Annotated in this window: 13 protein-coding genes and 1 pseudogene; 10 read left to right on the top strand and 4 right to left on the bottom strand. The window is 40.3% G+C overall.

Translation table 11 applies throughout. The annotated features are described in order from the left end of the window. Positions 1 to 102: 102 nt before the first annotated feature. Both LLY41_RS20675 and LLY41_RS20670 read right to left on the bottom strand, forming a co-directional pair. Positions 103 to 1,134 (bottom strand): bifunctional metallophosphatase/5'-nucleotidase, encoded by a 1,032-nt coding sequence (locus LLY41_RS20675; protein ID WP_304586470.1) that lies wholly within the window; start codon positions 1,132 to 1,134, stop codon positions 103 to 105. A 38-nt stretch (positions 1,135 to 1,172) separates the two neighbouring features. Further along, the gene (locus LLY41_RS20670) at positions 1,173 to 1,736 is read right to left on the bottom strand and encodes a metallophosphoesterase (RefSeq protein ID WP_304586469.1); all 564 of its coding nucleotides are present in this window, start codon (positions 1,734 to 1,736) and stop codon (positions 1,173 to 1,175) included. A 235-nt stretch (positions 1,737 to 1,971) separates the two neighbouring features. On the opposite strand from LLY41_RS20670, the gene LLY41_RS20665 reads away from it, so the two are divergent. After that, a complete protein-coding gene (locus LLY41_RS20665; protein ID WP_251170063.1) occupies positions 1,972 to 3,057 on the top strand; it encodes a Rossmann-fold NAD(P)-binding domain-containing protein in 1,086 nt (361 codons plus the stop codon). A gap of 37 nt (positions 3,058 to 3,094) precedes the next feature. On the opposite strand, the gene LLY41_RS20660 is transcribed toward LLY41_RS20665, so the two are convergent. After that, a complete protein-coding gene (locus LLY41_RS20660; protein WP_251170062.1) occupies positions 3,095 to 4,717 on the bottom strand; it encodes a PucR family transcriptional regulator in 1,623 nt (540 codons plus the stop codon). Positions 4,718 to 4,805: 88 nt separating this feature from the next. On the opposite strand from LLY41_RS20660, the gene LLY41_RS20655 reads away from it, so the two are divergent. The 5 genes from LLY41_RS20655 to ablB all read left to right on the top strand — a co-directional run bounded on the left by LLY41_RS20655 (position 4,806) and on the right by ablB (position 9,154). Further along, entirely contained in the window at positions 4,806 to 5,942 is a 1,137-nt protein-coding gene (locus LLY41_RS20655) for an NAD/NADP octopine/nopaline dehydrogenase family protein (protein WP_304586468.1), read from the top strand. A 79-nt stretch (positions 5,943 to 6,021) separates the two neighbouring features. Next, a complete protein-coding gene (locus LLY41_RS20650) occupies positions 6,022 to 6,819 on the top strand; it encodes a transporter substrate-binding domain-containing protein (RefSeq protein ID WP_251170060.1) in 798 nt (265 codons plus the stop codon). 63 nt (positions 6,820 to 6,882) lie between these two features. Next, the gene (locus tag LLY41_RS20645; protein ID WP_251170059.1) at positions 6,883 to 7,554 is read left to right on the top strand and encodes an amino acid ABC transporter permease; all 672 of its coding nucleotides are present in this window, start codon (positions 6,883 to 6,885) and stop codon (positions 7,552 to 7,554) included. Beyond that, entirely contained in the window at positions 7,551 to 8,327 is a 777-nt protein-coding gene (locus LLY41_RS20640) for an amino acid ABC transporter ATP-binding protein (protein ID WP_251170058.1), read from the top strand. Before LLY41_RS20645 ends, LLY41_RS20640 begins: the two co-directional genes overlap by 4 nt. 14 nt (positions 8,328 to 8,341) lie before the next feature. Next, entirely contained in the window at positions 8,342 to 9,154 is an 813-nt protein-coding gene (gene ablB / locus LLY41_RS20635; RefSeq protein ID WP_251170057.1) for a putative beta-lysine N-acetyltransferase, read from the top strand. A gap of 43 nt (positions 9,155 to 9,197) precedes the next feature. Here the strand turns inward: ablB and LLY41_RS20630 are convergent, their stop codons facing one another. Then, positions 9,198 to 10,838 (bottom strand): PucR family transcriptional regulator, encoded by a 1,641-nt coding sequence (locus tag LLY41_RS20630; RefSeq protein WP_251170056.1) that lies wholly within the window; start codon positions 10,836 to 10,838, stop codon positions 9,198 to 9,200. A gap of 274 nt (positions 10,839 to 11,112) precedes the next feature. Between LLY41_RS20630 and LLY41_RS20625 the strand changes: the two genes are divergently transcribed. The 4 genes and pseudogenes from LLY41_RS20625 (at position 11,113) to LLY41_RS20610 (ending at position 15,138) form a co-directional block, all read left to right on the top strand. Continuing rightward, complete coding sequence (locus LLY41_RS20625; RefSeq protein ID WP_251170055.1) at positions 11,113 to 12,474, top strand: aspartate aminotransferase family protein; 1,362 nt, start codon at positions 11,113 to 11,115, stop codon at positions 12,472 to 12,474. A 15-nt stretch (positions 12,475 to 12,489) separates the two neighbouring features. Continuing rightward, complete coding sequence (locus tag LLY41_RS20620) at positions 12,490 to 13,188, top strand: CoA transferase subunit A (RefSeq protein ID WP_251170054.1); 699 nt, start codon at positions 12,490 to 12,492, stop codon at positions 13,186 to 13,188. Continuing rightward, a pseudogene (locus LLY41_RS20615) lies at positions 13,173 to 13,834 on the top strand (3-oxoacid CoA-transferase subunit B). Before LLY41_RS20620 ends, LLY41_RS20615 begins: the two are co-directional and overlap by 16 nt. Before the next feature lie 44 nt (positions 13,835 to 13,878). Continuing rightward, on the top strand, positions 13,879 to 15,138 hold the full coding sequence (locus LLY41_RS20610) for a peptidase (protein ID WP_251170078.1): 1,260 nt from the start codon (positions 13,879 to 13,881) through the stop codon (positions 15,136 to 15,138). Positions 15,139 to 15,144 lie beyond the last annotated feature (6 nt).

The following is a 15,144-nucleotide window of genomic DNA, read 5'->3' as shown; positions in this document are numbered from 1 at the left end:
CCTATTCCTTTCATTTTTAATCCTATTGGAAGGATATGAGCAAGATCCTGCTATTAGTATCAATATGCAAAGAAAAAAGGACAGTCTCCGGGACTGTCCTTTTTAGTTCACTCTCTTTATGCGTCCATCAATCGCATAACTAAACGACTGCGGTAGCTGCTGAATATACCTCTCCAGTGCATCAATATCGTTGGGGCCGGTCACTCTATTTATACCATTTAGAAATACGGTGAAATTATCTCCTCCATTAGCGAGATAAGTGTTTACAGTGACCGAATAGGTCTTGTCCGGTTCGAGTTTTATACCGTCCATAAGGTATATATCCTTTACTTTTTCACCTATGGGCCTTCTGTCATCCCAAGTATAAGTGAGTCCTGATATCTGTAGAATTCTTGTTATATTCGGCTGCCATTGCTGATTAAGGACATCACGGATTTGGGTGCCTGTCAGATGCATTTTAACCAATTGATTACTGAAGGGAAGCGCGAAATATAAGTTTCCCCATGTAATACGGCCGGCGTCAATGTCTGCGCGGATTCCTCCTGGATTGATGAAAGCGAAATCTGTGGTCATCGCTGCCCGTTCTGAATCCGCAATAAGATTGCCCAGGGCGGACTCCCCGCTTCTGTTTCGGGCAGCTGTGATGGGTATAGCAGCAGTGCCAATATATCTGTTCACAGCAGGCTCTACTTTTCTTTCATATCGTTCGATCATTCTGGTTATGTCGCTTGCAGGCTGGATATTCTCTTGAAAAACATTCACAATTTCAGCATTCTTGCGGACAATATCCTTTGTCCTGGGATCTATTTCGATATCCACATCAGAAAAGGCGGTGCCATATGAATAGGCCTGGACCAACAGCTTCCCATCCACCACACTGTTCAGATAAGCATGACTGTGGCCTCCGAACATAATATCCACTTCGTCATCCACTTGATGGGCCAATTCTATTAGCTGCCCTGTGGCTAGTTCTCCTTTTTGATTTGATTTGCCAGGAACATGAGCCAGTACCACAATGGCTCTTATTCCTTGCTTTTTAAGTTCCCGGGTATACTTATTGATAGCTTCCGCTTCATCAGTGAAGGTAAGACCCTTCACACTATTTAGTGCGGATAAACTTGGTGCTTGTTTCATGATCACCCCGATAAACCCTATTGGGACCCCGCTCACATTTAATATTTTATATGGGGGAGAAGGTGCTTGCCTGACTTATGACTGGTAACATTGGCTGCAATCCATGGAAAGCGGGAACCAGGGTAATTCTTTACGACTGAAGGGCTTCCGCCATTTAGTAAGCGAAGCAGTTCATCCAGGCCTCTGTCGAATTCATGGTTACCGATGGTGCCAATATCAAACCCCATCTTATTCAAAAACTCAATGGTCGGTTCATCCATCAGGAGGGAAGATAAAGGAGGACTGGCTCCTATCATGTCTCCAGTATGAAGCAGGATGGTATTTTCATTTTCTGCGGCACGGTGGCGCAAATACGCAGCGAGATAATCTGCACGTCCTGCTGGTCTGCCGTTAATCTGCCGGGTTACATTCAGCTGGCCATGGAAATCGTTGATTCCAAGCAGTTGTATCTTCTTGTAGGGCCCATCTGAGCGATCTTCAATATGGCCATGATAATCCTCAGAGAGGCCTTGCTGATCCCAGATATGTTTCTCTAATACTTGGCTGCTGTAAGGATTCAATCCGATGAAACTGATTAATATGAGGGAGATCAATGATTTCATAGAATGCCTCCTAAGTTTAGGTCAGCCATAGTATTTGTTAAATGAATAAAGCTTACCACTAGTTTTAATATTGATACGCGTTTTGTCTATTTGGATAAAAATTCAACTGATATTTATACCAGGTGTAAATATTAAATGCCTTACAAATGAGTTAATATTATATAAATTCAGAAAATATTAAGTGAGGGGGCTCCCTATCTTATCTTCAGAAGTTAGATCAATAGGGTTTCCAATAATGGATAAAGAGGAAGGTGAAAAAAGAGACTTCCTTCCATCTTTTTTTAAAAATTTTCATTCATCAAATGTGCAGGTTTTTCTTGAAATAGGCTATGGCAAAAAGCTGGGATACTCAGAGGAAGATTATCTGAGAGTTAACAGTGATCTAAAGTTTGTGGATCGGAACACAGTCTTTAAACAGAATCTAATTGTTGTTATCCGGGTTCCTGAAATTGAGTCGTTGGAACTGATGAATCCTTCCTCAGGGCTACTATCCATGCTTCATTATGAGACAAGGCCAGCTTTACTTGAGAAATTAAAAGAAAACCATATTAATAGTTTTTCTTTAGATTCCATTGTGGATGATTTCTATAGACGCTTAGTTGTCTCGTATGAAATGACGGCTTTAGGGGGAGTTCATACTGCCTTTAATGAGCTCAAGAAGAATGCTGCTCAATTTAAGGGAAAAGCTCTTAAAGTGTCTATTCTTGGGATGGGCAATTTAGGATTTCAGGCGGCAAGGTATTCTTTTCAGGAGTATACCAATCAAGGGTTTGAGGCAGCGGGGGCAAAAGGTGTAACCATTGAGTTTTTAGAAAAAGAAGTTACAAAATTTCCTGATTCGATAAAAGAAATTCTTGGAAAGACTGATTTGTTAATCGATGCAACGAGAAGGCCGGATGCTAAATTGGTTATTATTCCAAATGAATGGCTTGAAGTGCTTCCAGAGAGTGCTGTGGTCTTGGACTTAACAGCAGATCCATATGAAATTCAAAAAGATGGAATTCAACAAAAAGCTATTGAAGGACTGCCGCATGGAAATATCGACAAATTTATTTTCCAGCCGGATGAAATAGAATGGGAAAAAAAAATACCTTCAGTCATCAATACTGCTAATAGAAGGACAGCTATTAGCTGCAATGCTTGGCCAAGTGTTATGGCAAAGGAATGCATGGAGGTGTATGGAGAGAAAATCTGGCCGTTCATAAATGTACTATTGAATAAAGGGTGTAACCCCCAAGCAAATTCTGATGATAAGATAGAAAGGGCATTAGCCAGGGCAACCATCAGCTACTTTGAAGAACATGTAATGGTTTCAAGATAGCGGTCTGATAGAAGGAAATAATCCTTCTATCAGGATTTTATTGGCTGTCAGTGTCTTTATCCAGCATGTTATGAATAATTAAAGCAAGTTCCAGCTCGATCCGGTCATGAAAATTGGAAATTTTGCGCTGTGTGATCGTCTCAATTTTTTTAATCCGGTATTTTAACGTATGCCGATGGATAAATAACTTTTGAGAGGATTCGTTTATTTTCAGATCCTCCAAGTAAACTCTTAATGTTTCCAGTAATTCCTTATCATTAATAAGATCATTGAGGACATTTTTGTGAAAGTTATTAATTAGCTGCTTATCCTGGAGCAGAGGGAGCAACAGTTTATATAATCCTAAATCCTTATGGTGTATGCATTTGTTATTTTTCCAGACGGAATCAATTATGAACAGAGATTCCTGGGCCTCCTTGTAGGAGAAACGATATTCGCTGTAGTCATTATAGTAATTCCCGATCCCAATCGAAAGGGTAGTATCGTACAAAGACTGAACCTCAAACTGAACAGCAGTAAGGACATCGGTAATATTCACTTTGATGGACGCTTCCCTGGTGATGAGAATAACAAAGTGGCCATTTAACTTTTTAAATAAAGTTTTAAAAGCATTGTCCTGGAGTCTCTTCATAAGGAGCTGCTGAAGCTTTCTATCAATCCTTGCACTTTCTTTGGAAGAAAGTTGATCATATTCATCTAATTTAATGATAGCGACACATGTGTCATGAGAACCGATTTTATACCCCAATGCCTCACCTTTTGAATAAATTGTAAGCTCATCTGTGTAATTGCCTGTCAGGACAAGCTCAAGAAAATCTGATTTCAGCTGATTATCTTTTTCTTCAAGGCTTGAAAGTTTAATAAACTCCAAAGCTGATATTGTTGAAGCATGCTGGACAGCGATTTCTTCTAGATCATTGAAGGCGTCAGCTTTTACTCCAACAATATAACCGAATATATCATTTTTGGAATTAACAGGCACAATCAGAACAGAATTATGTTCAAATTCTAATTTTGCAGAGGTTCTTAAAGGTGAATTGTCTTCTTGTTCCCTATATTGGTATAGAATTTCGCGACAGAAGTTATCTGGTAAATTCAATTTGGGATCAGAAGAAATGACAGAACAAAGTTCATTCATGTGTATATCGAAAATACTGATATGTCCTTTAATTAAAGTGCCCATAGCCTTTGCGATCGGCAGCAGCCCTTGGTTATTTACAGCGATATCAGTAAATTTGCGATACATTTCTTCTGAAAAGTGAATTTCTTCAAATTGTTTATTTAGGATATGTTTATGGACTACCTTTGTGATTTCTGAAAAAGAAACAGTTTTGGGGAGTTCTAGAATAGGAAAGTTGTAATGATTGCTTTGAACAGCCATTTCGTGAGGGATTTCCTCCAAATAATACCCGGTTTGAATAATGATTCCAGAGACGCCCTGATCATGCAGCTTCTTGATTAAATTCTTTTTCATTTCTTCATTGGAAGATAAATCAAAGGCAGTCGTTAAAAGAACTTCCCCCCTCTCAAGCTTGTCTATATCATCAAGCAGTTCGAGGATGGTCAGCCATCTGACAGGTTTGCTTAATCCTTTATTGCCTGATATAAGATTGGAGCTGTTGAGTATTGGAAGCGCTAACATCTCTCGTAAGTTTATCACACGAAGGTACCTCCAATCAGATTTGCAGTTTAGGTTATTATTAGAATACATTATAGGGTAATACTCATTCGAAAGGAAGGTGAAACTTTTGGATTATAGTAAAATTACAATCATCGGAGCAGGTCATGGAGGGTATGCTGCAGCCGGCGATTTAAAGCTAAAAGGCTTTGATGTTACTATCTATGAGCTTCCAGAGTATCAGTCAAATCTCTTTCCGCTGATAGAATCCGGAAAAATAAAAATGACTGGTGAAATTTCAGGGATAGCTCATGCACCTGATATCGAAACCAATTTACAAAAGGCTGTTACTGCTGCAGATATAATCCTTGTAATCTCGCATTCTGCTTCACATGAAAGAATTGCAGAGATGATATCGCCTTATATCAGAGATAATCAAATCATCGTGCTTATTCCGGGATACACAGGTGGAAGCCTTTGCTTTAATAAGATATTTAAAGAACAAGGGGTAAAGGCCCGTTATATATTAGCGGAAACGAACACGCTTCCTTATGCCTGCCGAAAGATGAATGGAGAGTCAGCAGTCCATATTAAATTATATGTGAAGCAAATTTGGGCTTCGGCCTTTCCATCAGCACAAAACTCTGTATTTGTTGATGCATTTAGTAAGCTTTACCCAAAGGTGAAGCCTGCTGAAAATGTCCTGGAAGTTGGTTTTCATAATGGAAATCCTGTGTTGAACGTTCTTCCATGTCTGTTTAATGCGGGCACAATTGAACGGGCAAAGGGAGAGTATTATCACTTTCAAGAGGGGGTAACTTCAAGAATTGCCGGTGTACTTGAAAAACTTGATGAAGAGAGAATCAGAGTAGGAAAGTCTCTTGGACTTAATGTAATTCCATACTTGGAACGGGTAATGAATACAGGTTATGTCACTTCAAATTCAAACTGGCATGAAATGATTTCTACTAGTCCGCATCTTACAGCCAAAGGTCCGGAAGAATTGGATCATCGTTATCTGACAGAGGATGTACCCTATGGATTGGTCCCTTGGTTTGAATTAGCCAAAAAAACAGGAGTCGATGTAAGGTTAACAGAATCGAGCATTACAATGGCCTCCTATTTATTAGGTCAGGACTTCCTGGAAAGTGGAAGAACTTTGAAATCCATGGGGATTCACGATATGACCATTGGCCAATTAAATACTTATTTGAAAGAGGGGATGGTCTTTTTATACATTTGGATAAATAAACATTCGGTTTTTTAGGGAAATGTTGATGGTTTGATTTATCTGAAAATTCTATAATTAGTTCAAGAAATGAAATTTGGAAAAGGGGAAATGATAAATGCTAATTAAAAAGAGTAGGTTATTATCAATCTTATTGCTGGCATTAATGGTTATTTTAGCGGGATGCGGTTCAGACTCGAGTTCCGGAAAAGCTGAGGGCTCCGGAAATATGGTAGAAAAAATCAAGGAAAAAGAAATCTTAACTGTTGCTATGGGCGGGAAGTATCCTCCATTCAACTATATCAACGATAAAAATGAATTAGACGGTTTTGATGTTGATATCTCTAAAGAGATTGCAAAACGGCTGGGGGTAGAGTTTAAACCTGTGACAACCGAGTGGGATGCCATTATCACGGGCTTATTAACTAAGAAATATGACATTATCCTAGGGAGTTTATCCATTACAGATGAAAGAAAGGAAAAAGTGGATTTTGTCCATTACTACACGTCTGGAGGGGCAATCATTGTTCCGGAAAACTCAAAAATCAATAAAGGTAAAGATCTTGATGGTGTAACTGTTGGTGTAGGACTAGGCACAACCTTTGAAGAAAAGGCTATTGAATTAGGAGCAGATGTGAAAACCTATAGTGCCGGAGCAGATGCCTTTACTGATATGGGCAATGGCCGTCTTGAGGCAGTTATTTCGGACAAGCTTATGTCTGCTTATGCGATAAAAACAAAAGGATACCCATACAAAATTGCCGATGAAAGTCTTTTTGTAGATGAGGTTGGCATCGCAATCAGAAAGGATAATCCTGAGTTAACAGAAGAAATCCAAAAAATTATTGACGAAATGAAAGAAGATGGAACCTACACAGAAATCAGTGAAAAATGGTTTGGAATTGATATACGGTAATCATTATTCATATCCGCTAAGAATAAACACAGATTATTTTAACAGCAGGATTGGGGGAAAATTATGACTTTCGACTTTTCATTAGTAGCTAAATATATACCATTTTTATTGGAAGCAACCCTTTTAACAATTGAAATATCTGCGCTGGCTATTATAGCTTCAATTATCATTGGAGGAATTTCAGCGCTTATGAAAATATCAAAATATAAAGTTCTTCAAAAAATTTCCGATGGCTATATCGCTTTTATTCGCGGAGTTCCGTTGCTTGTCCAGTTATATCTTGTTTACTATGTATTGCCTGAATTAGGTTTAAGCTTAAGTGCTTTCTCCGCCTCGGTACTGGGGCTTGGCATATACGCAGGTTCCTATGTTTCTGAAATTTTCCGTGGGAGCATCTCATCTATTCCTTTTGGTCAGATGGAAGCTGCAAGGTCACTTGGAATGAGTTACTTTATGGCAATGAAAAAAGTTATCATGCCTCAGGCTTTACGGGTGAGCTTACCTCCATTGGGCAATCAGTTTATTATTACATTGAAAAATTCATCCCTGTGTTCTGTTATCACAGCAAATGAGCTAATGCATAGTACTGAAAGGTTCGCCAGTGTTAACTTTGCGTTCCTTGAGTTCTTTGTGGTCACATCCATCATTTATTTTACAATGACTTATTCACTTTCCAAACTTCTTGGTGTAATGGAGCGAAAACTATCGGTCGGTGAAAGGAGGAGTGCTGCATGAATGCATTAGCAAACCAAGCAGGGGCTAAGGAAACTGTTCCTTCTGAGGCATTAATTAAGATAAATAATTTGCGGAAGAGCTTTGGAGATCTCGAGGTCCTGAAGGATGTATCTCTTGAAGTCAATAAAGGAGAAGTAGTAGTCATAATTGGCTCAAGCGGATCCGGGAAAAGTACTTTGCTTCGATGCATTAATTTACTTGAAATTCCAACGGATGGAGCGATTTTCCTCAATGATACTCAAGTAAACAGCGATAAAACAGATATCAATAAGATCAGGCAGGAAATCGGAATGGTATTCCAGCAATTTAATCTTTTTCCCCATATGACTGTTCTTGAGAACTTAATGTGCGCACCCATTAACGTGGCCAAACGGGATAAGGATGAAGTAAAGGAGTATTCCCAGAGTTTATTGGAAAAAGTGGGTTTACTTGAAAAGAAGGACGTTTATCCTCAAATGCTCTCCGGTGGCCAGCAGCAGAGGGTGGCAATTGCCCGTGCTCTTGCCGTAAAACCCAAGGTTATGCTGTTTGATGAACCAACTTCTGCTCTTGATCCGGAATTGATCGGAGAGGTTTTACAGGTTATGAAAAGCCTGGCTAACGAGGGAATGACTATGATTTGTGTAACACATGAAATGGGTTTTGCCAGAGAAGTAGCAGACCGTATTTGCTTTATGGAACAAGGAAAGCTGGCATTACAGGGGACACCGAAAGAAATCTTTGAAAACAAAGAAAACGAAAGGCTCCGCTCTTTCCTGAATGCTCTTTCTTAGGAGGTTTAGTATACGTGAATATTTGTCTGGGAAATAAGTTTGAAGTTGACAAATATAACGACCGAATTGTCAGTTATATTGTTAAGGCAGATGAGTCTAGTGTGAAGCATATATCTTCCTTGGAAAAAGAATACTATCCAAGCAAAGTAATCGTATATACTTTGCCTGAACATGCGGGACGATTTAGAGAAAATGGATATATTATGGAAGGCAAGATAAGCGGTTTTTTCCACGGGAAGGATGGGCAAATCTTTGCAAAATATCCGAAATCAACTAGGAAGGAAAGCTCTGCCTTTGATGAGAACCAGGGAATTCTAAAAGCGGCTGTTAGTGACAGTAAGGAGATTTCAAAGGTTATTTTAAAAGAGGACTTTGAAATGATTGAAGTTACTGAGAAAGATGCAGATGAATTGGCTGCCTTGTACAAAAAGGTATTTAAATATTATCCAACAGATGTTCATGATCCAGACTATTTAAAGCAAGTGATGGGCAAAGATTACTTTTTTACAGCAATCAGGCATAATGGGAAAATCGTATCTGCAGCTTCGGCTATGGTCATGGAGGAATTTAACTGTGCAGAGGTTACCGATTGTGCAACAGATCCAGACTTCCGCGGCAACCGCTTAATATATTCTATTATTCTTGAATTGGAAAAAAGGCTAAAAGAAAATGGAGTTCAAACGTTATTTTCGTTAACCAGGGCACAATCTCATGGAATGAACTTGACCGTTAAGCGGCTTGGATACCAATATGAGGGTACACTCGTTAACAACTGTGTTATTTCCTCAGGCTATGAGGATATGAATATTTGGACAAAAAGTTTTTAATAGAAAAGGGCCAGGCAATTCACTGCAATTGCCTGGCCCTATTTTAATTCTGATAATATTGCTCAAGCTTATAAGCTGCAAAGGCAATCTGTAATTTCAGCCTTTCATCTGCTGAATTTAAATCATAGCCGCTTCGGGTTTGAATAAGGTTTAATCGGTATTTAAGCGTGTGGCGGTGGATAAATAGTTCTTCTGATGTACTTTGTAAATTAAGGTTATTTTTAAAATAGGCTTCCAGCGTTTCAATGAGATTGATTCCTTGCTTGCTTTTCTTCAGCAGTTCCCCAATATGCTCCTCGTAAAAATCCTTAAGGCTCAATCCCATTTCCTTCATCTGGATCAGGAGATGAAATGTGCCCAAATCATCGTAATGGATGATATATTTGGGGCATAAAAGAAGATGGGCCAGGTCCGCTGCATAATTTGCTTCGGCTGCACTATGGCTCAATTGATTGATATCCGAGTAAGATTTACCCACTCCAATCACCAGGGGGATGTCGGGATTTTTAATTCTCCACCTGTTAAGAAGCAGTTCTGCAGCCTCAAGGCTGTCCTGCTTCAAGTTTTTTTTGTCTTCTTGCCTTACTTCAAAAAGAATGATTAAACCATCCAGTCGTTCGCGGACAATAAATTGCCGTCCGAGTTTTTCCAATGTCATAACAGCGTGGCTATATAGAGAATCCATGCTTTTCCTGTGTTCAAGGCTATCCAGGAATTTACCTATTTTAATATGCAGAACTGCCTGGTTAATGGATAAGTCATACCCTAATTTTTTTCCGCGTTCAAGAGCGATGGAAGAGGTTTGAAAGTTTTTATTAATTAATTCTTCTAAAAATTCTCCGCGAAGCCTAATTTGCGTCTGCATGACTGCATCTTCCTTTAAATATTCGATGGCATAGACAGTTGCAGCATGCTCAATGGCATTAAGATGCAATTCTTGCCATTCTTCAAGTTCCTTGAAAGCGATTAGACAGCCATACTCTTTTTCATTTGCAATAATCGGATAAAAAAGGACCTTAAAATCTTCATAATCTAATTCGATAGGCTTCCTTTTTTCCTGACAATCCGAAGAAAGTTCCTGATACGGCAAGTCGCTTTTTTTGACGGATAATTTATCTCCGTCAAATTTCAGGTCATTATGGGCTTTAACAAAATAAGTGACTTCGCTAGCTTCATTCATAACAAATATCGAAGATCCGGTCAGCTCTGAAAGGGTATCGGAAATGATATTTTGCCCCTTATTTTGCAGAACCAGCTGTGTTAATTTCTTATGGGTATCCAGGGAAAAAGAGATCATTTCCATTTGTTTATTCAGGATTTGCTCTAGGATGCTTTTTGTGATGATGGAAAAATTGATTTCCGTTGGCAGTTCAATTAACGGCAAATCGTTTTCATTTGCGATATCTATAAAAGACTGAGGAATGTAGTCTAAGTAAAAACCTGTATATATAGCTGCCCCGGAAAGTTTCTTCATTGACAGGAGCCGTTCGAATTCTCTGCTGTTATCCTTTAGTCCATAGCCGGTCGTAATGAGGAATTCCCCTTCTTGGAGACGATTGATATCTTCAATGACTTCAACAATAGTGACCCATTTAATGATATTCGTAACACCATTATACCCCGCAGCAAGTTTTGTATTTTTCATTACCGGAAGATTCAGTGCCTCATAGATGCTGATACTCAAGACAACCATTCCTTTACCATATTATGTTTAGTGTGTTTTGTACAATTAAAATCCTTTTAATGTAAAAATTGATAGCTCGGTAAATGGCTTTTGATAAATAGGATTGAAAGGTTAGATGGCCGCAAGTGTTAAATTTATTTTATTGTACTGATTGTATAATAAAACAGCTTAAATTTATATGGGTTTGGAGAATATAAAATGTCTGAATTTTGAATTAAGATATGGATAAATAACATTTGGCCTAACTGTTAAACCAACAAAAGGAGAATGCAGTATGAAACGTTCATTTCTAATTAAACCGGTGCATAGGGCTGAATACCCTAAAGCTGTGTATGGGCAGGGTGTCTATCTTTATGATGATCAAGGTAAGCAATATTTGGACGGGTCATCTGGCGCTGTGACAGCGAGCATTGGCCATGCGGTTGAGGAAGTTGTTGAAGCCATGTACAAACAGGCGCAAAAGGTATCGTTTGTTTATCGTTCACAAATGACATCGGAACCTGCAGAGAAACTTGCAGAAAAACTGAATGAACTGGCCTTTGGAAACGAGGAAAATTATAGCTCTTTTTTTGTAAACAGCGGGTCGGAAGCAACGGAAACAGCCATGAAAATAGCCATCCAGCACTGGCAGGAGAAGGGTGAATACCGTAGAAACAGAGTGATTTCACGCTGGACGAGCTATCACGGAATAACCATGGGGGCTTTATCGCTTTCCGGCCATGCTGAAAGACGGAAAAGATTCCATTCGCTGCTTGATGAGAATCCTGCCGTTTCAGCCCCTAATTGCTACCGGTGTCCATTTAATGAAATGTACCCGGGGTGCCAGATGTCCTGCGCAACAGAACTGCACACGGCAATTCAACGGTATGGAGCGGAAAGTATTGCGGCTTTTATTGCAGAGCCCATTGTCGGTGCTTCTGGCGGAGTGATAGTCCCACCAGAAGGCTATTACCAAAGAATAAAAGAAATCTGTGATTTTCATAATATATTATTTATTGCTGATGAGGTTATGACAGGCATAGGGCGGACAGGGAAAATGTTTGCGATGGAGCATTGGGGAGTAAAACCTGACATCATCACGCTTGGGAAAGGTATGAGTGCCGGGTATACACCAATGGCGGCCACCCTTGTCAGTGATAAGGTAATGGAACCGATTATACAGGGGTCCGGCTCGATTATGAGCGGACATACCTATAGTGCAAATCCACAGTCTGCAGCTGTTTCACTGGCCGTTTTGAATTATATAGAAAAGCACGGATTAGTCGAAAAAGGTGCAGAAAATGGTGTGTATTTATTGGATCAGCTTAGGAATAGGCAGAGGAATTTTCCGTTTATCGGCGAGATAAGGGGCAAAGGGTTAATGGTCGGGATTGAATTTGTCTCAGATGTATTTACTAAGTTTCCCTTCAGTAAAGAGTTATCTCTTACCAACATGATTGTAAATAAAGCCCGGGATAAGGGGCTGCTTATTTATCCTTCTTCAGCTGGAATAGAGGGGGGAGATGGAGACGCTGTTATTATATCTCCGCCTCTGACCATCCAAAGGCATGAAATAGATAAGCTGATTGATATTTTCTTTGAAACTATGACCGAAATTCAGAATGAAGTGAACTTAAATAGATATAAAGCACTTTAGGAAGGGTGGAAAACGATGAAGAAAACTATAAGGAATGCCGGCAAAGTCGGTACATTGAAAGAAGCCCTTTCCCGCATCCATGATCAAAGTATTTTAATGTATGGAGGATTCGGGGGAGTTGGCAACCCGCCGACACTCATCCAGGGAATCTATGAAAAAGGGGTGAAGGAACTGACTTTGATTGGAAACGATGCTGGTTTTCCTGAAATTGGTATTGGGAAATTAGTCAGCAGAAGACGGGCGAAGAAATTAATAGCATCGCATATTGGATCAAATCCGGCTGCGGGCCAGCTTATGGCTACAGGAGAAATGGATGTAGAGTTTTCACCTCAGGGAATTCTGGCTGAGAGAATCCGCGCGGGCGGAGTCGGGATTGAAGGAATTCTTACAGATATCGGTCTTGGAAGCATGGTTGAGGAAGGGAAACAAAAGGTTACTGTAAATGAGAAGGAATTTTTATTAGAATTGCCGCTGAAAGCGGATGTATCCATTGTTCATGCGAAAAAGGCCGATATTTATGGCAACCTGATTTATGACAAAAGTGCCAGAAATACGAACCCTTTGGTGGCGATGGCTGGAGAGTTCACCATTGCGGAGGCTGATGAGATAGTCGGCCCTGGTGAGCTGGATCCCGAGTGTATCGTCACACCGGGCGTGTTTGTTGATTTGGTGATTCCAAGTGAAGGAGTGAATTGGAAGTGGGCGTGGGAGTAGATGTGAGGAACCAGATTGCAAGACGGGCAGCGAACGAAATAAAGGATGGAATGATTGTGAATTTAGGGATTGGCATTCCATCACTTGTTTCCAATCATATCCCGGAAGAGATTCATGTCATGTTTCATGCGGAAAATGGAATTCTCGGAATGGGGGAGTCTCCTGAAAAGGGCTTTGAAGATGAAATGCTCTGCAATGCAGGAGGCTTCCCTGTCACATTAGTTCCAGGTGCTTCTTATTTTGACAGTGCAACTGCTTTTGGTATTATTCGATCCGGCTACTTGGATATCACGATACTTGGCGGATTGGAAGTCGATGAGCAGGGGATCTGGCCAATTGGATTGTACCGGGCAAAAGGGTCCCGGGAATCGGCGGTGCCATGGAGCTGGCGAATAAAGCAAAAAAAGTGATCGTGGTTATGAACCATATCAATAAAAATGGCGACCCGAAAATTCTTAAGAAATGCAGCCTGCCTTTAACAGCAAAGAAATGTGTCAATTTAATCATCACAGACATGGCGGTCATTGAAGTAACAGAAGAAGGCCTTCTTTTAAAAGAAGTAATGAGCCCTTACACAGTTAAAGAAGTACTTGAAAATACTGAAGCAGAACTCCAGGTTTCAGATGATTTGGCAATTTTTATTTAACTTTTCAAGAGGAGTGAGAAGGAGTGACTGAAGCGATCGTTTCAATGAAAGAACAAATTCATCAATGGCTTGATAATAATCGTGAACAGGGAACTAAGTTACTACAGAAGCTGGTTCAGTTGGACAGTACACAGGGGAAGGAGCGTGAGGCACAAAAGGTTGTGGCAGAAGAACTGGAAAAAATAGGCATCAAGGTGGATGTCTGGGAGCCTGATGGCAGTGAACTTGTTAAGAACCCATATTTCGCTTCTTCACGCAGCCAGTTTGAAGGCAGTCCTAATGTGGTTGGTGTATTAAAAGGAACAGGAGGAGGGCGTTCCATTATTCTGAATGGCCATATTGATGTTGTGCCAGAGGGAGACAGGGATCAATGGAATGACGATCCATACAGCGGAAAAATAATGGACGGCAAGATGTATGGGCGGGGAGTTACGGACATGAAGGGAGGGAATGTTTCGCTAATCTTGGCGATGCAATCCTTGAATTCTCTGGGTGTCCGCTTAAAAGGGGATGTCATTTTCCAGAGTGTTATTGAGGAGGAGAGCGGCGGCGCTGGAACGCTTGCTGGAATTTTAAAAGGCTATAAAGCGGATGCTGCCATTATTCCGGAGCCTACCAATATGAAAATCTTTCCGAAGCAGCAAGGGTCGATGTGGTTCCGCATTCATATTAAAGGACGTTCAGCACATGGCGGAACACGCTATGAAGGGGTAAGTGCAATCGATAAAAGCACCATTGTACTGAATCATATCAGTCAATTGGAAAAAAAGAGAAACGAACGGGTATCTGACCCCCTTTATAAAAATATTCCAATTCCAATCCCTATTAATGTGGGCCGGATTGAAGGCGGAGATTGGCCATCATCTGTAGCAGATCTGGTGAAGATCGAAGGGCGGATGGGGGTTTCACCAGAGGAGACGATTAAACAGGCTAAGAAAGAAATGGAAGATTGGATAAAGAGTTTAGTAGAAAAGGATGACTGGTTCAAGGAACATCCTCCTGAGCTTGAATGGTTTGGTGCACGCTGGCTTCCAGGTTCAATTGATGTGGGACACGAATTAATGAACACACTTGTCAGGAATTTCAGAAATGTAAAAGATGAAGACCCGGCAGTGGAAGCTTCTCCTTGGGGTACAGACGGTGGTCTTTTGACTGAGGTGGGGACTACTCCGGCTATTGTGTTTGGCCCTGGTGTAACAGAAGTGGCGCATTTCCCAAATGAGTATATCCACCTTGATAAGGTCTTTGAAGCTGCTGAAATCATTGCTATGACACTAATTGACTGGTGTGGGACGGAAGTGTAAAAGAAA

Origin of the sequence: Cytobacillus firmus (assembly GCF_023612095.1) — a bacterium.
In the GTDB taxonomy this organism is placed as follows: Bacteria; Bacillota; Bacilli; order Bacillales; family Cytobacillaceae; genus Cytobacillus.
Note: the sequence above shows the minus strand (reverse complement) of the source record. Positions and strands in the feature narration are given on the sequence as shown.

Coding starts and splice junctions, on each gene's coding strand:
- LLY41_RS20675 (WP_304586470.1), bottom strand. CDS start 1,134: ATGAAACAAGCACCAAGTTTATCCGCACTAAATAGTGTGAAGGGTCTT.
- LLY41_RS20670 (WP_304586469.1), bottom strand. CDS start 1,736: ATGAAATCATTGATCTCCCTCATATTAATCAGTTTCATCGGATTGAAT.
- LLY41_RS20665 (WP_251170063.1), top strand. CDS start 1,972: ATGGATAAAGAGGAAGGTGAAAAAAGAGACTTCCTTCCATCTTTTTTT.
- LLY41_RS20650 (WP_251170060.1), top strand. CDS start 6,022: ATGCTAATTAAAAAGAGTAGGTTATTATCAATCTTATTGCTGGCATTA.
- LLY41_RS20645 (WP_251170059.1), top strand. CDS start 6,883: ATGACTTTCGACTTTTCATTAGTAGCTAAATATATACCATTTTTATTG.
- LLY41_RS20640 (WP_251170058.1), top strand. CDS start 7,551: ATGAATGCATTAGCAAACCAAGCAGGGGCTAAGGAAACTGTTCCTTCT.
- LLY41_RS20625 (WP_251170055.1), top strand. CDS start 11,113: ATGAAACGTTCATTTCTAATTAAACCGGTGCATAGGGCTGAATACCCT.
- LLY41_RS20620 (WP_251170054.1), top strand. CDS start 12,490: ATGAAGAAAACTATAAGGAATGCCGGCAAAGTCGGTACATTGAAAGAA.
- LLY41_RS20610 (WP_251170078.1), top strand. CDS start 13,879: ATGAAAGAACAAATTCATCAATGGCTTGATAATAATCGTGAACAGGGA.